A 19729-nucleotide genomic window follows, 5' to 3' on the forward strand; every position below is an offset into this window, starting at 1 on the left:
CGAGATGCCCACGGCAGAGGCCTTCTGTAGCCTTGCGCGACTTTAGTCGCGCAGCCAATAAGTGTTAACTTATAACACTTTCTGCGTTATCGTTGCTCGCCGCGCCCTGCGGCGAGCACACCCTTTCAAGAAGCGATTGATCGACCGATGAACAAGTACCTTGCGTGCGGCGTATGCCTGCTCGCCCTGCACAACAATGCCCAGGCGCTGACCCTGCCCGCCAGCCCCGTGACCGCGCCCGCCGTGGATGACGAGCGCGTTGACCTGAACACGCCGACCACCGCCGGTTCGCGCTTGAACCTCACGGCCTTGCAAACCCCGGGCAGTGTCGAGAGCCAGACCGGCGAAAAAATCCGCGAGCGCGGCGACGCCAGTGTGCAGGACGCCATCTCCCGCGCCACCGGCATCAGCCGCACCGGCTCGCCGGGCGACGGCGGCACGTCGTTGCAGGCCCGTGGTTTTACCGGGCAGAGTTCGGTACTGCAACTGTATGACGGGCAGCGTATGTTCGACGGCGCAGGCACGTCCACCTTTCCCGTGGACACCTGGTCGGTTGAGCGCGTGGATGTGCTGCGCGGCCCGGCCTCGGTGATGTACGGCCAGGGTGCGACCGGCGCAGTGATCAATACCATTGCGAAAAAGCCGTTCAGCGGCGAGATCGAAAACCACCTGCGCCTGGGCTACGGTTCCGATGACCGCCAGCAGCAAGCCCTGGACAGCGGCGGCTCGCTGACCGACACACTGAGCTACCGCCTGAACGTCAACCGCCTGCGCAGCAACGGCTTTATCGCGCGAGGCGACTCCGCCAGCGATTTCGTCAGCGGCGCGCTGCGCTGGCAGCCGGCCGATAACCTGAGCTTCACCCTGGCCCACGACTACGGCGACCAGAGCCCGCAGAACTACTACGGCACGCCGCTGATCAACGGCCAGTTGCACAAAGGCCTGCGCGACAAAAACTACAACGTCAGCAACGACAAACAGCACTACAACGACCAGTGGACGCGCCTGACCAGCGAGTGGCAGATCAACGATAACGTCACCGCCACCAACGAGCTGTCGTACCTGAAAAACCAGCGCCGCTGGCAGAACGCCGAGAGCTACAATTTTGTGAATGGCGGTTTGGTGCGCCAGGACTACCTGGGCATCAAGCACAACCAGGAACAGGTCGGTGACCGCCAGACGTTCACCTTCAAGCACACACTGTTCGGCCTCGACAGCCAGACGGTGACAGGCGTTGAGTACAATCGTATTCGCTTCCGCCTGGCCAGCAATGCGCCGTTTAACGACGTGCCAGGCGGCGGCCAGCCGGTGGATATTCAGCATCCGGTGCCACAGCCGTTTGTGAGCGACAGCCCGTTTATTGCGCAGTCGGTCAGCACCACCAAACAGCTCGCTGCTTTTGCCGAAAACCGCCTGCAACTGACCGATAAACTCTCGCTGATCACTGGCGCACGCCGCGACTACCTGCACATCGATAGCCATGACCTGACAACCGCGAACACAGATTCCGACAAGACCCTGACCGGCAACAACTGGAAAGCCGGCCTGGTCTACGCGATCACACCGAGCACTTCGGTCTACGGCCAGTACGCCACCAGCACCGACGGTGTCGGCAGCCTGATCAGCCTGAGCCCGAGCCAGCAGCAGTTTGGTTTGTCCACTGCCAAACAGGCCGAAATCGGCTTCAAGCAGGCGTTCTGGGACGAGCGTGGTGAATGGACCCTGGCGGCCTATCACATCGTCAAAAAGAAACTGCTGGTGAGCATCCCCGGCACCACCCTCAAGGAGCAAGTCGGCCAGCAATCCTCCAACGGCCTGGAAGCCAGCCTGGACCTGCAACTGCCCAACGCCTGGCAGCTGCAAGCCAATGCGGCCATTGTGCGGGCGCAGTACGACGACTTTTCCGAAGTGGTCAACGGCCAGGCTGTTTCCCACGACGGCAACCGCCCGGTGGACGTGCCGAACCGCACCGCCAACCTGTGGTTGAGCAAGGCGGTGACCGATGACATTCGCGCCGGTGCCGGTGTGCGTTACGTCAGCGCCCGTTATGCCGACACCGCCAACCGCAGCGAAGTGCCGAGCTACACCGTGGCCGACGCCAGCGTATCGTGGAAGGCCATGCGCAATACCACCCTGGGCCTTGAGCTGAACAACCTGTTCAACCGCACCTACGCCGTCAGCCAGTACAACAACGGCCAACAGTGGATACTCGGGGAGCCGCGCTCGTTCTTCGTCACGGCGGACTACACCTTCTAACTGAAACACATGGACTAGTGTGGGAGCTGGCTTGCCTGCGATAGCGGTCTGCCTGATACACCGCTATCGCAGGCAAGCCAGCTCCCACAATTTACTGTGTTGAACTTGAGAATATTGATGGCCTCACTCACCCTCACCGACCTTGGCTGGACCCCACCGGGCCACGACCACTGCAATCATCGCTTCCAGCTGCGAGATGCCAGCCTGCAGGTCGGTGCGGGGGAGTTTGTCGGGCTGATCGGCCCTAACGGCAGCGGCAAGACCAGCCTGTTGCGCTGCGCTTATCGCTTCAGCAAACCCGAACGCGGTGACGTGCTGCTCGAACACCAGAATGTGTGGAAACAAAGCGCCAAATGGTGCGCACAACGCATCGCGGTGGTGCTGCAGGAGTTCCCCGACACCTTCGGCTTGCGCGTCGACGAAGTGGTCGGCATGGGCCGCACGCCCCACAAGGGGTTGTTCGATGGCGACACACTGCACGACCAGCATCTCATCCGGCAGGCGCTGGAATCGGTCGGTATGCACGGCTTTGAAGACCACGCGTTCGCCACGCTCTCGGGCGGTGAAAAACAGCGCGTGATCCTCGCCCGCGCCTTGGCGCAGCAGCCGCAATTGTTGATCCTCGACGAGCCGACCAACCACCTCGACCCGCGCTATCAGCTGGAGTTGCTGCGGCTGGTCAAGCGCTTGAACATCGGCACCCTGGCCAGCATTCATGACCTGAACCTGGCCGCGGCTTTCTGTGACCGTTTATACGTGATCAACCATGGGCGCATTGTCGCCAGCGGCACGCCTCACCAAGTGCTGACCGCCGAGTTGCTGCGTGATGTCTTCGGCGTCGAAGCCTTGATCGACGCTCACCCTTTGGCCGGCTACCCCCGAATCACCTGGATAACCCAACCATGATCCTGCGCTCCCTGTTGTCTCTCGCGTTGTTGTTCGGCACTGCCCAAGCGTTTGCCGAAGCCACCCATTACCCGGTGACCGTCAAAAGCTGCAACCGCGACGTGACCTTTCAGGAAGCGCCGAAATACGCGGTCAGCCACGACATCAACATGACCCAAATGATGCTCGCCCTGGGCCTCAAGGATCACATGGCCGGCTACAGCGGCGTCACCGGCTGGAAGTCGGTGACGCCGCAAATGGCCGACACTCTCGTCGGCCTGCCGGAGCTGGCGAGCAAGTACCCGTCGGTGGAAACCCTGCTCAACGCCAACGTGGATTTCTTCTTCGCCGGCTGGGATTACGGCATGCGCGTGGGCGGCGATCTCACGCCGCAAACCTTGCAGCCACTGGGCATCAACGTCTACGAGCTGACCGAGTCCTGCGCCTTCGTAATGAAGCGCCCGGCCGCGACCCTGGACGACACCTATAACGACCTGCGCAACCTGGGCAAGATCTTCAACGTGCAGGACCGCGCCACGGCCTTGATCGCGCAGATGCAGGCGCAAGTGGCCGAGGTGCAACAGCACCTGCCCGCCGACAAGCCTCGGGTGTTCCTCTACGACAGCGGCGAAGACCGCGCCATGACCTCCGGCCGCCTGGGCATGCCGCAAGCGCTGATCACCGCCGCAGGCGGGCGCAATATCCTCGATGACATCGACGCCAGCTGGACCCGCGTCAATTGGGAAACCGTGGTGGAGCGCAACCCGCAGGTGATCGTGATTGTCGACTACAGCGAAATCACCGCCGCGCAAAAAGAACAATTCCTGTTGGATAACCCGGCGTTGCAATCGGTGGACGCCATCAAGAATCAGCGCTTTATCGTGATCCCGTATGTGCAGGCAACGCCAGGCATCGACAACGTGCTGGCGGTGGAAACCCTGGCCAAAGGGTTCCACGGCGAATGATCAGCCGCCGCTATGCTCTGCTGCTGAGTGCGCTTGGCGCGTTGTTGCTGGTCTCTTGCGTGATCTCGCTGGGGTTTGGCTCGGCGCGGGTGCCGGCGGACGTGGTGTGGCGGATTCTGCTCAACAAGGCCTTCGGCCTCGGTGACGTCAACTGGAGCACCGGCCAGGAACATATCGTCTGGTTGATCCGCGTGCCGCGCATGTTGCTTGGCGCACTGGTCGGCGCCGGGCTGGCGTTGATCGGCGCCGTGTTGCAGGCGGTGACGCGCAACCCGCTGGCCGACCCGCACCTGCTCGGCGTGACCTCCGGCGCCACTCTCGGCGCGGTGATCGTGGTGTTGCACGTAGGGGAAGTCGTCGGCTTGCTGACCTTACCTATCGCCGCCTTCATCGGTGCGCTGCTGAGCATGCTGGTGGTGCTGGCCGTGGCCAGTCGTAACGGCCGCCTGGAGAGTGATCGCCTGCTGTTGTGCGGCGTAGCCGTGTCATTCGTGATGATGGCGGTGGCCAACCTGCTGCTGTTCATGGGCGACCATCGCGCCGCCTCGGCGGTGATGTTCTGGATGCTCGGCGGCCTGGGCCTGGCGCGCTGGGAACTGTTGGCGATCCCCACTGCGACTGTGCTGCTGGGGCTGTTGATACTGGTGGGCATGGCGCGGCCACTGAACGCATTGATGGCCGGCGAACAGACCGCCGTGACCCTGGGCATGAACGCACGTTCTGTGCGTTTGAAGGTGTTCCTGGTGGCGTCGTTGATGACCGGTGTGCTGGTGTCCATCAGCGGCTCCATAGGCTTTGTCGGGCTGATGGTGCCGCATATTGCGCGGCGTCTTGTGGGCGCTGAGCACCGGCGTTTATTGCCGGTGTGCGCGCTGCTGGGCAGCCTGTTCCTGGTGTGGGTTGATGTCGCCGCCCGCACCCTGATCGCCCCCGAAGACTTGCCCATTGGCGTGGCGACGGCGGCGATTGGCGGGCTGTTTTTTATCGGGTTGATGCGTAAGCGCTGAACTCAGAGTTCGTCCCGATTCCGTTCATACCAGAACTCTTCGGGTTCCGGCTCTGCCTCGCTCCACTCCTCCCCCAATGGCCCAGCAACTCTCCAGAAGGCATCGGTGACCAGCACTGACAATTTGCCCAAGGTTCGCAATCGCGCAACGAACACACGGGGCACTGGTGCCATACCCGGGGCAAGCAATCGGTCTTCAGATGCCGTAAACGCCGGTACGTACTTGAGCAGCGCACCATTGCGGCAGGACAGATAACAACTCTCGGCGTCAGGGGCATTCGCCCTGGCGACCGACACGTAGTCGTGAAGATCGTCCTTGGCAACGAAGTTACCCAAGAGTTCTTTATCTATCGTTTCAAAGCTGGATGTCGACGCAATGGCTTTATAGAACGCCTGCACAGCGGCGATTTTGTAGGTACTCAGTGTATTTTCAGGCGGTACATCAAACCCGGCATGATCAGCCCAGAACAACAATTCCAGGGTACTGGTACTTCCCGTACCCTGATCTTCCACTGGGTCGAGCGCGACGTACCCCGGCGTTTGCCCCGGCACCAGCACAGCGCCCAGGTACTGCTTGCCCTTGAACGGTGCAACCAAGCCTTGTGCATAGCGGGCCGCATCATCGGTGTAAGTAAACAGCGGGCCGCAAAACGAATGAAAATGCGGATCGTCGGCGAAAGCATGAGGCGCTTTATTCGGCTCCCAATGCTCAGTGACCCTCTCTTTCTTACCCCAGACCTCACTGGTCACCCGAATGTACAACTTCCCCGCGCCCGCAAGGCGGCGCACATAATCACGTACCGTAAGGGAGGCATCGAGCAATTGTGTGCGTTCGATATGTGCCTTGCTCGTCCATGGGTACAACGGCGCCGTTTTGGGAAACTCATACGTGAGCAGCGCACCGTCGCTGCACAACAGATACAGCGTCGGAGCACTGCCGTTACGTGCATAGGTGACAACGTTGAGTGCCTTGGCGATGTACTGGGGCGGGAAAAAACTGCGCGCCATTTCATCATTGCTACCGGCGATGGCCACGGTCGAAGCACAGAGATACAAACCATCAAACACATAGCCCTGTGGCAATTGGCCGTCGATAAAGACCTGTTTAAAATCAGCAAAGTCGTCTCTGACAAGCGCCAGGGTTGCCTTATAGAACGGTTTATTAGCCGACTTGAGTACGTAACCGAAGGCCACTTCGGTTTGAGGCTTCCATAGGCGTTGAGCGTAACGAACGGCATCGACCGCCCGGGTGAAAATCGGGCTGCAGGGCGCGTCCATGAACACAGCGCGAATATCCCCAGGATGGGTTGGCGGTATATTCGCCACAAAATCCCCCGCCAACTTTCTGGGCGGGCCCCATACCCCATCACCTTCTATCACGCTCAGATTGCCGGCTTTCACCACCTCGGTGATGAAGTCCTGCGGCGAGAGCGTGCCACTGCGAAGTTGCTGCTCAATACTGTTGTCACCGTAATCACCCTTGACCTTGTTAAGTGGCGCGAGACGATCCTTGAGTCGCTCCTCCTCGGCAGAGCCCGACAGGTGGTAACTGAGGATCGAGCCACTGGGGCCAAACACATATTCACGGTTAAGGTGGGCCTCACGACGCAACAGGTTTGACAATACCGCAGTCGGTATCATGGTTTTATAGATGGCTTTTTGGGCGACGGACAACAACAACGGCCCCTCTTGATCTATCAAAGACCGATAGCGCGCAACAATCGTACTGTTCTGAGGGTAAAGCGCTAAATCAGCAGCCCGATCCGGGTATATCCAGTGTAATGCCAACCCTTGAGGTGGAAGCGCCAGTGGTTCAGTCGAGACAAACAGACCATTTCCCAGCCTGAGTATCACCCCGGCAAAACGCCGATAGTATCCGTTGTTCACCCTGGCAGCTGCATAGCGGGCTGCATCGTCGGCACTCGCGAAGCAGGGGCTTAAACGCCGCGGTGTCAGGGTTGCGTAACTGCTCCAGCTAGGGGCGACCTGACCTTTTTTATCCCAGAACTGGCTGGTACGTACCACATGCAGCATTCCCTTCAGCGCCCACTCACCAAGGAAGCTCTGGGGTGTCTTCTCGCCGGAGTCCAATGCTTGCTGCGCCTGCGTCAGCAATGTATCTGCCGGGCCGCCACTTTTGACGTCAAGCCGCGGGGGCTCATACCGCAACAGCGCGCCATCAAGGGTGGAAAAGTACACCGACAGGTTGCTCGGGCCACTCCGAATAGCGGCATAAAGAGCAGAGAACAATACTGTTGGCGTGACAAAAAACAGCGTCAACCAGGCGTTCGACGTATTTTGCCCGACACGTGACCATTGCTGCGAGCGAAACAGCCCGTGCAATATAAAACCATCGGGTAGCTGGTAACCCCCCTCGGGCTTAAGTTCAAACAGGCTGTTGAGATTGAACAGTTCGCTCTCACTGACAACGCCCACTACCTCACTGGCGATGTACTGCTCCTTGTCCCTATGCTTGAGGATGAAAGCAAAACAGGCCGCCTGCGCGAAGTTGCGCGCATGCACGCGTCCGTGCAGGTTACGGGCCGCCTCATCGGCACTGGCAAATACGGCACCGTAGGTGGTGTAGTCAGGTGGGCCCGATCTTGGTGCGTAGGAATAGTTAGGCGTCCAGTCGTTGTAGACCACCGAACGCTGGCCCCATAACGGGTTGCCCAGGATGATCTTGAAGTCCCCCGCCTCGGCCAGCCGCCGGACCCAGTCGGCCGGCCGGATCTGCCCGCTGTCGAGGCGCTTGCCGAGGCTGTTGTCGCCAGCCTGCGGGCCGATATTGGCCAGCAGCAACTGTTCCTGCGCCGAATGATTTGGGGTGTACTCCAACAGGCAATCACTGGCTCCCGACAGGTACGCCACGCGACCGGCCGGAATGATCGAGTACATTTCATCATCGGAGAACACTTGCAGGTTGATCTGCGCCTCCTCATGCGTCCAGCCGCGCCGCGCAACCCAGGACGGGCTCACCATCGACAGAGCGGTATGGGAACCGTAGCGAGCATGCAACACATAAGGCTCCGGCGGGATCAACGGCCCGTTACCGTCGCGTGGAAAAAACAGAGTGAAGGCAAATGGGTTGGCCGCACTGGACACTGGCTCAGTGATAACAAAACGGCCGTCTTCGCCCTTGAGTATATAACCGCCGTAGTAGCCGCCACGCCAGTTGTTGATTTGCTCATGGGCATACACCGCGGCATCGCGCGCCGAGAGAAACGAACGGCTAAGGGTTGCCTTGTAAAACGACTCTATCAGGTTCGAGCGGTTATCTACCCTCCCGACCTTGCGCCACAATCCTCCGGCCTGCACCACCGAAAGGTCCGTCGCCGCAATAACCCTGCGCACGTAAGCCCGAGGGCTCAACGTACCGGTGAGCATGGCCGCCTGAGCACCGTTATCGTTTAGCTCGCCCGTGTCGGTTTCCCGCACCAGATCGGTGGTGTTCGTGGCTGCGGGCACCCTGAAGCTCAACAGCGATGAATCCGAGGCCAGCATGTACAGCGACAACCCACGGGCCGGGTTCTGGATGTCCTGGCTTGCGCGCGCTTGACGGGTGGCGGCCACCACCTGCGCCGGGGTGAAAAACGTACTGGCCAGCCAGGTTTCCCGGGCGGCAATTTCGCCGGTCTCGTACCAACTGCTGAAGTAAATGGCTTCCAGCCGAAATTGCGAAGGCAAGCGCAGCTTGCCGTCTGGGCGTTTTGGAAACACCAGGTTTGGCGAAAACAGTGGATCACCCTTGGGCAGTGCCAACGTCGCAACATACGCGTCATCACGGGAGTGCTTGAGTACAAAGCCACACCGGCCGCCCTCGCTCCCCGCCAGCGAAAGTGCACGCAACACCGCAAGCTCAGGCCGTGAAAACACCTGAGTAAAAAACGGTTGTTGCGGTGCAAGGGTCGCCGGCGTTCTGATCCGCCATGTGTTGCTTATACGCCCGCGAACGCCTCCCCATACCGGGTTGGCAATCACTGTCCACAACTCACCCGCCGCAGCCAGCAACCGGATGGGATGCTCGAAATCACTGCTGGTTTCACCCGGCCCGCCGCGCAGTTGCAGGTCCAGCGTTTTTTCAGCGATCGAGCCACTGCTGACATACTTGAGCAGCACATCATCTGGCCCGGACAAATAGTGGACTTTGGCGAACGTTCTTTTTTCAAAGCTGAAGAGTTGATCGGCACCGGAATAGAAGTTGTTGAACACCTGCACCTGGTCCGCCGTGAAGTGTGGAAGTGCGCGCTTGATGCCCTCAGCATCGGCGGGATGAGAGTGGTAAAAGGCCTCGGCCTGGTAATCATCAGGGGCGATGAACTTGCCCTCACTGTCACGGGCCAACATGCGCCCGTGATCAAATTGAACGCGCTCTCCTGCGATGGGATCTGTGGCGTAGAAGCGATTGCCGCGCTTGAAGACCACACCACCATACTCAATGTCACGACGCTGGCCGATCACCGCATGCGCCCAACGCGCCGCATCATCGGCGGTGATAAAGGCCGGACTGAACACCGGTAAGGGAATGCCAGAAAAGGGTCGCCAGTTCGCCTCGACCGTGCCGGTTTTGTCCCAGAGTTGGCTGCCCTTGCCGGGAGCGCTGGCCTTGAGCACCGTCAATTGTCCCGCCGCCGCCAGGCGCTGCACGAACTCACTCGGTTTGAGGCTGCCGGCGATCAAGGTCGAATCGATTTGGTTATCCACAATCGCGCCGTCAGGCTCAACACGATAAAGCTGCGCTTCGATAGCCGAGAATGAACAGGTGTAGCGCAACACCGCGCCATCTTCGGTGTTAAGAAATATCGACAGCCCGGACTGCTTGAGCAGTTCAGGCACCAATCGCCCCTGGTAAAGGTGCCGGACCAGTTCCGGGGGTGAAAAGAAATTGCGGTACAGCCATGGTTGCCGGGTCTGGGCCAATGCCGCATAGCCCGTCTTGCCCAGGCAAATACCGATCAAGTGAAAATGCGCAGGCAGGCGATGTTTGCCGTCCATGTCCTTGGGAAAAACCTCTTGCACCGAGGGCTGGCGGTCGACCGTGCCAGAAGGCTCGGTCACCCCATACAAGTCCTGGGTATCATGCTTGAGCAGGAACACATACTGGGCCGCCCCTGGCATAGCGGCCAAACGCGCCCGAGCGTGGCTGAGCGCATCGGTGAGGCTCGCCTGCACGGGGCCACAGGGCGGCAGCTCCTGGGTTTTGGTTTTGAAGGCCCGGTAGGGCGTCCATGTGTGGGGCACCTCTCCCGTAGAGCCGCCCCACACGGCGTTGGACACGACAATCGACAGCTGGCTGACGCTGGCGACTTTCTTGAATAGATTCTCCACCACACCGTCATAGCCTTCGGGCCTGCCGAACGGTTCCTTGTCCCGCAGCCACACGGCAAAACGCCGCTCGGCCTCCGAACGGGTGGGGACGTGCTTGAACAACGAACCATCAGGGCCGGACACATAGAAGGCGCTGAAAAATACCGGATCCAGAATATTGCCGATCAAGTCAGGCTCGGAATAAAAGCTGTTCAGCGCCTTGATCTGACGATCTGAAAGCTCAGGGTTGTTGCTTTTGTACTGGGTGAAAAAGTCCGGGTGCGAGTGATACTCCGCCACGCACCGATAGCCTTCGGGATGCAGGAGCCGCTTATTACTGTCCTCGTTGAGAACCGTGCCCACATCAAAAAAATTCTCGCCGCCCTCAATGGGGTCGGTCGCGTAAAACAGATCGTCGGCCAGGCTTTGCATAATGACCCCGCCATACTCCGTGTCCTGCGTGCCACCCATCTGGTGATGGGCATACCGGGCCGCATCATCCATGCTGACAAACCCCGGCCCAACCGGGGGCAACTCCACCTCTGGCTTGGGGTCTGCCCCAAACCAGCCACGTTTGACTCGTGCCATCGCATCACCTTCCTATGACAGGCTTCATGGCGCCAGGATTGGCGGCCATAAAGCCCATCTTCGGCAATGGCAGGCGACCTGGGGTGCCAAATAGGCACCCCAACAAGTCCGCCCTCACGCGATGCCCCGTTTTGAGGCTTGCCCTGCACGGGGCCGCTTTAGCGGCGCCACACTGGTGCGCCATGCGACAGCGACTGGCGCCATAGCGCCCTGAAACCGGTACTGCACGGCGCAGGCACAGCCTTTGCAAAGCCCTGTGTATCTGCCCCACAACACTATCGGTTTACGGAGATCGCACCATGAAGCGTCGTAGCTTGATCAAGGCTTTCACTTTGTCGGCATCCATTGCCGCCATGGGTTTGACCTGGACCGTCCAGGCCGCAGAGACCATCAAGGTCGGCATCCTGCACTCGCTGTCCGGCACCATGGCAATCTCCGAAACTTCGCTTAAAGACATGGCCTTGATGACCATCGACGAGATCAACGCCAAGGGCGGTGTGAACGGCAAGATGCTGGAACCGGTGGTGGTGGACCCGGCGTCGAACTGGCCGCTGTTTGCCGAAAAAGGCCGGCAGTTGCTGACCCAGGACAAGGTTGCCGTGGTGTTTGGCTGCTGGACCTCGGTGTCACGTAAATCGGTATTGCCGGTGTTCGAAGAACTCAACGGCCTGCTGTTCTACCCGGTGCAATACGAAGGTGAAGAGATGTCGCCGAACGTGTTCTATACCGGTGCGGCGCCTAACCAGCAGGCGATCCCGGCCGTGGAATACCTGATGAGCGAAGAAGGTGGCGGCGCCAAGCGCTTCTTCCTGCTCGGCACCGATTATGTGTACCCACGCACCACCAACAAGATCCTGCGTTCGTTCCTGCATTCCAAAGGCGTAGCGGATAAAGATATTGAAGAGGTCTACACCCCGTTCGGCCATAGCGATTACCAGACCATCGTCGCCAACATCAAGAAGTTCTCGGCCGGCGGCAAGACCGCAGTGATCTCCACCGTGAATGGCGACTCCAACGTGCCGTTCTACAAGGAGCTGGCCAACCAGGGCTTGAAAGCTACCGATGTACCGGTGGTGGCGTTCTCGGTGGGTGAAGAAGAGCTGCGCGGCATCGACACCAAGCCACTGGTGGGCAACCTCGCGGCCTGGAACTACTTCCAGTCGGTGGAGAACCCGGTGAACAAGAAATTCGTTGCGGACTGGAAGGCCTACGCCAAAGCCCACAACCTGCCAGGCGCGGACAAAGCCGTGACCAACGACCCGATGGAAGCCACCTACGTAGGCATCCATATGTGGGCACAGGCGGTTGAGAAAGCCAAATCCACCGATGTCGACAAAGTCCGTGAAGCCATGGCCGGCCAGACCTTCGCCGCGCCGTCGGGCTTCACCCTGACCATGGACAAGACCAACCACCACCTGCACAAGCCGGTGATGATCGGTGAAATCCAGGCCGACGGGCAGTTCTCGGTGGTATGGCAGACCGAGAAGCCGATCCGCGCCCAACCGTGGAGCCCGTACATTCCGGGTAATGACAAAAAGCCGGACTATGCCGTGAAGAGCAACTGATCCGAGGGGTGTCGGCCCTTAAGGCTGACACACACCCTGTGGGAGCTGGCTTGCCTGAGATGCAGACAACTCGGTGTATCTGATACACCGCCATCGCAGGCAAGCCAGCTCCCACATTTGTTCGAGCAAGGCCCAAGACTATGCCCACTGCCCTTTACCGCCTCATCCTCGCCGCCCTGCTGTTGCTTCCCTTTGCCGCACACGCCAGCGACGCCGAAGACTTCATCAACGCCAACCCGATGCAACAAGCCAAGCTGCTCCAGGACTGGGCCGCCCAGCCCGACCCGGCGCGCATCGAGCTGGTGGACGCGCTGCAACAAGGCCAACTTAACGTCAACGGCGAAACCAAAACCGTGCGCCTGAACAACCGCCTGCGCGGCTTGATCGACAACGTGCAAGCCAGCCAGCAACTGCTCGCCGCCGACCCCAAGGTGCGCCTCGCTGCTGCGCAAACCCTGCAAAAAAGCGCACAACCTGCACAGCTCAAATTCCTCGACCAGCAAGTCGCCGCCGAGACCAACGAGGCCGTGCACACCGCGTTGAGCCTGGCCCTGGCCAACCTGCAACTGGTCGACCCCGACCCGGTCATTCGCCTCGCCGCCGTGCGCCTGCTAGGCAGTACCGGTGACCCGCTGGCGCGCACACGCCTTGAGGCGCTGCTGGCGCCCGGTGTCGAAACCGATGCCGCCGTGCACACCGCCGCCGAGACCAGCCTGGCTCAGGTCAAACGCAAATTGATGTTCGGCGAGATCCTCGGCCAGGCTTTCAGTGGCATGTCTTTGGGTTCGATCCTGCTGCTCGCGGCCCTGGGCCTGGCGATCACCTTCGGCCTGCTTGGCGTGATCAACATGGCCCACGGCGAGATGCTGATGCTCGGCGCTTACTCCACGTATGTGGTGCAGTTGATGATGCAGCGCTACGTACCGTCGGCCATCGAGTTCTACCCGCTGATTGCGCTGCCGGTGGCTTTCTTTGTGACTGCCGCGATTGGCATGGCGCTGGAGCGCACGGTGATTCGCCACCTCTACGGGCGGCCGCTGGAAACCCTGCTGGCCACCTGGGGCATCAGCCTGATGCTGATCCAGCTGGTGCGCCTGGTGTTCGGTGCGCAGAACGTCGAAGTCGCCAACCCCGAATGGCTGTCCGGCGGCATTCAAGTGCTGCCCAACCTGGTGCTGCCGTACAACCGCATCGTGATCATCGCCTTTGCCCTGTGCGTGGTAGTGCTGACCTGGCTGCTGCTGAACAAGACGCGCCTGGGCCTCAACGTGCGCGCCGTCACCCAGAACCGCAACATGGCCGCCTGCTGCGGCGTGCCCACCGGGCGTGTGGACATGCTCGCCTTTGGCCTTGGCTCCGGTATCGCGGGCCTGGGTGGTGTGGCGCTGAGCCAGATCGGCAACGTCGGCCCGGAACTGGGCCAGAGCTACATCATCGACTCGTTCCTGGTGGTGGTGCTCGGCGGCGTCGGCCAGTTGGCCGGTAGCGTGATGGCCGCCTTCGGGCTGGGCATCGCCAACAAGATTCTTGAACCGCAGATCGGCGCCGTGCTCGGCAAGATCCTGATCCTCGCGCTGATCATTCTGTTTATCCAGAAACGCCCGCAAGGACTCTTTGCACTGAAAGGACGGGTGATCGACTGATGAACCAGCCATTGATGCTTACCGCCGCGCAAAAGGCCGGCCCCAAGATCACGATAGCGGTGGGTACGGTGATTTTGGTCCTGCTGCTGGCGCTGCCTTTGTGCTCGCTGCTGTCGCCGGCAAATCCGTTTTACGTCTCGGCCTACACCCTGACGCTGGTGGGCAAGATCCTCTGCTACGCCATCGTCGCCCTCGCGCTGGATCTGGTGTGGGGCTATGCGGGGATGTTGTCCCTCGGCCACGGTTTGTTCTTTGCCCTCGGCGGTTATGCGATGGGCATGTACCTGATGCGCCAGGCGTCCGGCGATGAGTTGCCGGCGTTCATGACCTTTTTGTCGTGGACCGAATTGCCGTGGTATTGGGTCGGCACCGAGCACTTCCTCTGGGCCATGTGCCTGGTGGTATTGGCACCCGGTTTATTGGCGTTGGTGTTCGGGTTCTTCGCCTTTCGTTCGCGGATCAAGGGCGTGTATTTCTCGATCATGACCCAGGCGTTGACCTTTGCCGGGATGCTGCTGTTTTTCCGCAACGAAACCGGGTTTGGCGGCAATAACGGCTTCACTAACTTTCGCAGCATTCTGGGCTTTGGCATCACCGAGCCGGGCACGCGGGCGGTGCTGTTTGTGGCCACCGTACTGTTGCTGGTCGCCAGCTTGTACACCGGCTGGCGCCTGGCGCAGAGCAAGTTCGGCCGCGTGCTGACGGCATTGCGTGACGCCGAGAACCGCCTGATGTTCTGCGGCTACGACCCACGTGGCTTCAAGCTGTTTGTGTGGGTGTTGAGTGCGGTGCTGTGTGGTTTGGCAGGCGCGTTGTATGTACCGCAAGTGGGCATTATCAACCCCAGCGAAATGTCGCCGACCAACTCTATCGAAGCCGCCGTATGGGTAGCCCTGGGCGGGCGCGGCACCTTGATCGGGCCGTTGCTGGGCGCCGGTGTGGTCAATGGCATGAAGAGCTGGTTCACCGTGGCCTTCCCGGAATACTGGCTGTTCTTCCTTGGGGCGCTGTTCATCATCGTCACCCTGTACCTGCCCAAGGGCATCATCGGCCTGCTGAAGAAATGAGGAACGTCATGCTTGAACCTATTTTCGATGCAGGCAGCGGCCGCGATGCCATCGGTATCGGCCAGGCTGCCGGCAAGGGGCTGAACACACGCCACGGCACCATCCTGACCCTGGAAGACATCAGCGTCAGCTTCGATGGCTTCAAGGCGCTCAATGACTTGAACCTGTATATCGGCGTCGGCGAGCTGCGCTGCATCATCGGCCCCAACGGCGCGGGCAAGACCACACTGATGGACGTGATCACCGGCAAGACCCGCCCCAGCCACGGCAAGGCCTGGTTTGGCGAAACTCTCGACTTGACCAGCATGAGCGAAGTGCAGATCGCCCAGGCCGGCATTGGCCGCAAGTTCCAGAAGCCTACGGTGTTCGAAGCCCTGAGCGTGTTCGAAAACCTGGAGCTGGCGCAAAAGACTGACAAGTCGGTATGGGCCAGCCTGCGCGCACGCCTGAGCGGCGAACAGAAAGACCGCATCGAGGAAGTGCTCGATACCATCCGCCTGACCGCCTCGGCACTGCGCCCGGCGGGGTTGCTGTCCCACGGGCAGAAGCAGTTCCTGGAAATCGGCATGCTGCTGATGCAAGACCCGCAACTGTTGCTGCTGGATGAACCGGTGGCGGGCATGACCGACGCCGAAACCGAGTTCACCGCCGAGCTGTTCAAGCGCCTGGCGGGCAAGCATTCGCTGATGGTGGTGGAACACGACATGGGGTTTGTCGGTTCGATTGCCGACCACGTGACCGTGTTGCACCAGGGCAGCGTGCTGGCCGAAGGGTCGCTTGCACAGGTGCAGGAAAACGAGCGCGTTATCGAGGTTTACCTCGGTCGCTGACGCGCACCGCTTTATGTGGGAGCTGGCTTGCCTGCGATAGCGGTGAGCCTGATACACCGCCATCGCAGGCAAGCCAGCTCCCACATTTGATCCAGTTCCCTCAGTGGGGAATTGAGGAGGTTTTGAACATGCTGCAAGTCGACAAGCTGCACCAGTACTACGGTGGTAGCCACATCCTGCGCGGGCTCTCATTTGACGTGAAGATCGGCGAAGTCACCTGCCTGCTCGGCCGTAACGGCGTGGGCAAGACCACCTTGCTCAAATGCCTGATGGGTTTGCTGCCGGCCAAAGACGGCGCGGTGAATTGGGAAGGCAAGGCCATCACCGGGTTCAAACCGCACCAGCGCGTACACGCGGGCATCGCCTACGTGCCCCAGGGCCGGGAGATTTTCGGACGGCTGACGGTGGAAGAAAACCTGTTGATGGGGCTGTCGCGCTTCCCAGGCTCCGAAGCCAAGGAAGTCCCGGCGTTTATCTATGAACTGTTCCCCGTATTGCTGCAGATGAAACATCGGCGCGGTGGCGACCTGTCCGGCGGTCAACAGCAGCAGTTGGCAATTGGCCGCGCACTGGCCAGCCGCCCGCGCCTGTTGATTCTCGACGAGCCTACCGAGGGCATCCAGCCGTCAGTCATCAAGGAGATCGGTGCAGTGATCAAAAAGCTCGCGGCGCGCGGCGATATGGCGATCCTTTTGGTGGAGCAGTTCTACGACTTCGCCGCCGAACTGGCCGACCAGTACCTGGTGATGTCTCGTGGTGAAATCGTGCAGCAGGGCCGAGGTGAAAATATGGAAAGCGAGGGTGTGCGCGGGCTGGTTACGATTTAATCTGTTGTGTCCTGACGATAAGTAAAAAAACATGAACCTGCCCGTTACCCCTGCCCTGTTCACCCCCAGCTGGCATGCCGAGCTGGAACTCGGCTACGCGCGCTTCGGCGACACCACGCGCCCGGTAATGCGCCGCCACCTCGGCCCGCTGCGGGTGCAAAAGCACTTGTACGCCGAAGGCCCCGAGGTGTGCCAGCACATCATCGTCCACCCGCCCGGCGGGATTGCCGGCGGGGACCGCCTGGACATCAGCGCACACGTGGGTGCAGGCGCATGGGCGCAACTGACCAGCCCCGGTGCGGCCAAGTGGTATCGCGCCAGCGGCCCGGCCTATCAAACACTCGACCTCACCGTGGAAGCTGGTGCGACCCTGGAATGGCTGCCCCAGGAAACCATCGTGTTCAGCGCTGCCCAGGCCGAACTCAGCACGCGCATCGACCTGCAAGGCGATGCCCGGCTGTTCTACTGGGACGTGATCGCCCTTGGCCGCCCGGCCAGTGGTGAACGTTTTGACCTGGGCCACTTTCAATCGCACCTGGATATTCGCCGCGACGGCCAGTTGCTCTGGCATGAGCGCCAGCGCATTGTAGGCGCCGACGGTTTGCTCGACTCGCCCATCGGGCTGGACGGGCAACCGGTGTTTGCCACGCTATTGCTGACCGGCGATATAGACCCTCAATTATTGGAAACCTGCCGCGCCCTGCCCCATGCGATTCGCGGCGACCTGACCCAACTGCCCGGCTTGCTGGTCGCCCGCTGCCTGGCCAGTGAGGCGCTGCTGGCGCGGGGTTGGCTGATTGATTTATGGAAATTGTTACGTCCGAGTGTGCTTGGGCGAGAAGCGGTTCCACCCAGAATCTGGAGCACATGAAGATCAACCTGTGGAACTGAGTTTATGTGGGAGCTGGCTTGCCTGCGATGGCGGTGTGCCTGATACACCGCTATCGCAGGCAAGCCAGCTCCCACACAAGCCTGTTTCCACAGGGGATCTGCGGTGTTTTTATGAATGCTGTTTGAAGGACCTTGAACCATGGATTTGACCCCACGGGAAAAAGACAAACTGCTGATCTTCACTGCTGGCCTGGTGGCCGAGCGCCGCTTGGCGCGGGGTGTGAAGCTCAACTACCCGGAAACCATCGCCTATATCTCGGCCGCGCTGATGGAAGGTGCCCGCGATGGCCGCACCGTGGCCGAGTTGATGCACTACGGCACCACCCTGCTCAGCCGCGAGCAAGTGATGGAAGGCATCCCGGAAATGATCCCGGATATCCAGGTGGAAGCCACCTTCCCCGATGGCACCAAGCTGGTGACCGTCCACCAGCCAATCGCGTGAGGCCCAGCCATGATTCGTGATGCTACCGAGCAAGACCTGCCGGCGATCCGCGACATCTACAACGATGCGGTGCTCAACACCACGGCCATCTGGAACGAGCAACCGGTGGACCTGGCCAACCGTCAGGCCTGGTTCGCTGCGCGTCAAACCCAGGGCTATCCGATTCTGGTGGCGGTGGAAAACGATGAAGTCACCGGCTACGCCTCGTTCGGCGATTGGCGCCCGTTCGAAGGTTTTCGCTACAGCGTTGAGCACTCGGTGTACGTGCGCAATGACCAACGCGGCAAAGGCCTCGGCCCGCGGCTGATGCAAGCGCTGATCGAGCGCGCCGCAACCTGCGGCAAGCACGTGATGGTCGCGGCTATCGAAAGCGGCAACCAGGCGTCTATTCGCCTGCATGAGCGCCAGGGTTTCATCACCACCGGGCAAATGCCGCAAGTGGGCATCAAGTTCGGCCGCTGGCTGGACCTGACCTTTATGCAACTGACATTGAATCCGGGCGCCGAACCGCCCAAGGAGTGAGATCGATGAGCGCTACGCAACTGCGTCGAGTCAATGCTGAAAGTTTTGCCCATTACCGCCTGGGTTTGATTGAGCTGTTGCTGGACGCGGTAAAGCACGGCGCTTCAATCGGCTTTATGGCTGACTTCGATGACGCCCAGGCCCGCACCTATTTGAGCGGCGTGCAGGCAAGTATCGAAGAGGGCAGCCTGCTGCTGTGGGTGGTGGTACGCGATGAGCAAGTGATCGCCAGCGTGCAACTGGCGTTGTGCCTGAAAGCCAACGGCCTGAACCGCGCCGAAGTGCAAAAGTTGCTGGTACACAGCAGCGCCCGCCGCCATGGCCTGGGCCAACAGTTGATGAACAGCCTGGAACTCGCCGCGCGCCAGCACAAGCGCGGCCTGCTGTACCTGGACACCGAGGCCGGCTCCGGCGCCGAAGCCTTTTACCAGTCGCTGCGCTACACCAAGATAGGTGAGTTGCCCGACTACTGCCAAAGCCCGGACGGGCGCTACACCCCGACCGCCATCTATTTCAAGACCCTGGGGCAACCTGCATGATTCCTGGTGAATATCAGATCCAGCCTGGTGACATCGAACTCAACGTCGGCCGGCGCACCGTCACCCTCAGCGTGGCCAACAGCGGCGACCGGCCGATTCAGGTGGGCTCGCACTACCATTTTTTCGAGACCAACGATGCGCTGACCTTTGATCGCGCCGCCAGCCGTGGCATGCGTTTGAATATTCCGGCGGGCACGGCAGTGCGGTTTGAGCCAGGGCAAAGTCGCGAGATCGAGTTGGTGGATTTGAGCGGGGGGCGGCGGGTGTTCGGGTTTGCCGGACGGATCATGGGCGACCTTTAGGGCCTCATCGCAGGCAAGCCAGCTCCCACAGTTGGAATGCGTTCCCCTGTGGGAGCTGGCTTGCCTGCGATAGCGATATCACATTCAACACCTA

General features: G+C 60.6%; 15 protein-coding genes. 14 read left to right on the top strand and 1 reads right to left on the bottom strand.

From position 1 onward, the window contains the following. Window positions 1-147: 147 nt before the first annotated feature. The 4 genes from HBO41_RS12575 to HBO41_RS12590 all read left to right on the top strand — a co-directional run bounded on the left by HBO41_RS12575 (window position 148) and on the right by HBO41_RS12590 (window position 5113). Window positions 148-2256: a TonB-dependent siderophore receptor gene (locus HBO41_RS12575; protein ID WP_169986489.1), complete on the top strand. Its 2109-nt coding sequence runs from the start codon at window positions 148-150 to the stop codon at window positions 2254-2256. 117 nt (window positions 2257-2373) lie between these two features. Continuing rightward, window positions 2374-3162, top strand: a complete 789-nt coding sequence (locus tag HBO41_RS12580; protein ID WP_099548123.1) for an ABC transporter ATP-binding protein — start codon at window positions 2374-2376, stop codon at window positions 3160-3162. Beyond that, on the top strand, window positions 3159-4106 hold the full coding sequence (locus HBO41_RS12585; RefSeq protein ID WP_017136768.1) for an ABC transporter substrate-binding protein: 948 nt from the start codon (window positions 3159-3161) through the stop codon (window positions 4104-4106). Before HBO41_RS12580 ends, HBO41_RS12585 begins: the two co-directional genes overlap by 4 nt. Continuing rightward, window positions 4103-5113, top strand: coding sequence for an iron ABC transporter permease (locus tag HBO41_RS12590; RefSeq protein ID WP_017136769.1), 1011 nt, complete (start codon window positions 4103-4105; stop codon window positions 5111-5113). The genes HBO41_RS12585 and HBO41_RS12590 overlap by 4 nt, the downstream gene beginning before the upstream one ends. A 2-nt stretch (window positions 5114-5115) precedes the next feature. Here HBO41_RS12590 and HBO41_RS12595 read toward each other — a convergent pair whose 3' ends face one another. After that, window positions 5116-11007 carry a DUF4329 domain-containing protein gene (locus tag HBO41_RS12595; protein WP_169986491.1) on the bottom strand — a complete coding sequence of 1964 codons (5892 nt, stop codon included), beginning with the start codon at window positions 11005-11007 and terminating at the stop codon, window positions 5116-5118. Window positions 11008-11306: 299 nt separating this feature from the next. Here HBO41_RS12595 and urtA point away from each other — a divergent pair, with 299 nt between their 5' ends. The 10 genes from urtA to HBO41_RS12645 all read left to right on the top strand — a co-directional run bounded on the left by urtA (window position 11307) and on the right by HBO41_RS12645 (window position 19635). Next, window positions 11307-12572, top strand: a complete 1266-nt coding sequence (gene urtA / locus HBO41_RS12600; protein WP_017136771.1) for an urea ABC transporter substrate-binding protein — start codon at window positions 11307-11309, stop codon at window positions 12570-12572. Window positions 12573-12712: 140 nt separating this feature from the next. Next, window positions 12713-14215, top strand: a complete 1503-nt coding sequence (gene urtB, locus HBO41_RS12605) for an urea ABC transporter permease subunit UrtB (RefSeq protein WP_169986493.1) — start codon at window positions 12713-12715, stop codon at window positions 14213-14215. After that, window positions 14215-15282 (top strand): urea ABC transporter permease subunit UrtC, encoded by a 1068-nt coding sequence (urtC, locus tag HBO41_RS12610; protein WP_138450633.1) that lies wholly within the window; start codon window positions 14215-14217, stop codon window positions 15280-15282. The genes urtB and urtC overlap by 1 nt, the downstream gene beginning before the upstream one ends. Next, complete coding sequence (gene urtD / locus HBO41_RS12615) at window positions 15279-16112, top strand: urea ABC transporter ATP-binding protein UrtD (protein WP_169986495.1); 834 nt, start codon at window positions 15279-15281, stop codon at window positions 16110-16112. The genes urtC and urtD overlap by 4 nt, the downstream gene beginning before the upstream one ends. A gap of 128 nt (window positions 16113-16240) precedes the next feature. Beyond that, window positions 16241-16939 (top strand): urea ABC transporter ATP-binding subunit UrtE, encoded by a 699-nt coding sequence (gene urtE / locus HBO41_RS12620; protein ID WP_065930636.1) that lies wholly within the window; start codon window positions 16241-16243, stop codon window positions 16937-16939. Window positions 16940-16970: 31 nt separating this feature from the next. Further along, window positions 16971-17810 (top strand): urease accessory protein UreD, encoded by an 840-nt coding sequence (locus HBO41_RS12625; protein ID WP_099548119.1) that lies wholly within the window; start codon window positions 16971-16973, stop codon window positions 17808-17810. 159 nt (window positions 17811-17969) lie between these two features. Further along, the gene (ureA, locus tag HBO41_RS12630) at window positions 17970-18272 is read left to right on the top strand and encodes an urease subunit gamma (protein WP_017136777.1); all 303 of its coding nucleotides are present in this window, start codon (window positions 17970-17972) and stop codon (window positions 18270-18272) included. Window positions 18273-18281: 9 nt separating this feature from the next. Next, the gene (locus HBO41_RS12635; protein WP_169986497.1) at window positions 18282-18794 is read left to right on the top strand and encodes a GNAT family N-acetyltransferase; all 513 of its coding nucleotides are present in this window, start codon (window positions 18282-18284) and stop codon (window positions 18792-18794) included. Window positions 18795-18799: 5 nt separating this feature from the next. Beyond that, window positions 18800-19333, top strand: a complete 534-nt coding sequence (locus tag HBO41_RS12640; RefSeq protein ID WP_099548118.1) for a GNAT family N-acetyltransferase — start codon at window positions 18800-18802, stop codon at window positions 19331-19333. Then, on the top strand, window positions 19330-19635 hold the full coding sequence (locus tag HBO41_RS12645; RefSeq protein WP_012721964.1) for an urease subunit beta: 306 nt from the start codon (window positions 19330-19332) through the stop codon (window positions 19633-19635). The genes HBO41_RS12640 and HBO41_RS12645 overlap by 4 nt, the downstream gene beginning before the upstream one ends. Window positions 19636-19729: the final 94 nt, after the last annotated feature.

Source organism: Pseudomonas sp. WS 5146 (genome assembly GCF_012985495.1).
In the GTDB taxonomy this organism is placed as follows: domain Bacteria; phylum Pseudomonadota; class Gammaproteobacteria; order Pseudomonadales; family Pseudomonadaceae; genus Aquipseudomonas; species Aquipseudomonas edaphica.

Bases quoted from the DNA above. Each gene is read 5' to 3' on its own strand.
- HBO41_RS12635 (WP_169986497.1), top strand. From the start codon at position 18,282: ATGATTCGTGATGCTACCGAGCAAGACCTGCCGGCGATCCGCGACATC.
- urtA (WP_017136771.1), top strand. From the start codon at position 11,307: ATGAAGCGTCGTAGCTTGATCAAGGCTTTCACTTTGTCGGCATCCATT.
- HBO41_RS12585 (WP_017136768.1), top strand. From the start codon at position 3,159: ATGATCCTGCGCTCCCTGTTGTCTCTCGCGTTGTTGTTCGGCACTGCC.
- urtB (WP_169986493.1), top strand. From the start codon at position 12,713: ATGCCCACTGCCCTTTACCGCCTCATCCTCGCCGCCCTGCTGTTGCTT.
- HBO41_RS12580 (WP_099548123.1), top strand. From the start codon at position 2,374: ATGGCCTCACTCACCCTCACCGACCTTGGCTGGACCCCACCGGGCCAC.
- HBO41_RS12645 (WP_012721964.1), top strand. From the start codon at position 19,330: ATGATTCCTGGTGAATATCAGATCCAGCCTGGTGACATCGAACTCAAC.
- HBO41_RS12625 (WP_099548119.1), top strand. From the start codon at position 16,971: ATGAACCTGCCCGTTACCCCTGCCCTGTTCACCCCCAGCTGGCATGCC.
- HBO41_RS12590 (WP_017136769.1), top strand. From the start codon at position 4,103: ATGATCAGCCGCCGCTATGCTCTGCTGCTGAGTGCGCTTGGCGCGTTG.
- ureA (WP_017136777.1), top strand. From the start codon at position 17,970: ATGGATTTGACCCCACGGGAAAAAGACAAACTGCTGATCTTCACTGCT.
- urtD (WP_169986495.1), top strand. From the start codon at position 15,279: ATGAGGAACGTCATGCTTGAACCTATTTTCGATGCAGGCAGCGGCCGC.
- HBO41_RS12640 (WP_099548118.1), top strand. From the start codon at position 18,800: ATGAGCGCTACGCAACTGCGTCGAGTCAATGCTGAAAGTTTTGCCCAT.
- HBO41_RS12575 (WP_169986489.1), top strand. From the start codon at position 148: ATGAACAAGTACCTTGCGTGCGGCGTATGCCTGCTCGCCCTGCACAAC.
- urtC (WP_138450633.1), top strand. From the start codon at position 14,215: ATGAACCAGCCATTGATGCTTACCGCCGCGCAAAAGGCCGGCCCCAAG.
- urtE (WP_065930636.1), top strand. From the start codon at position 16,241: ATGCTGCAAGTCGACAAGCTGCACCAGTACTACGGTGGTAGCCACATC.
- HBO41_RS12595 (WP_169986491.1), bottom strand. From the start codon at position 11,007: ATGGCACGAGTCAAACGTGGCTGGTTTGGGGCAGACCCCAAGCCAGAG.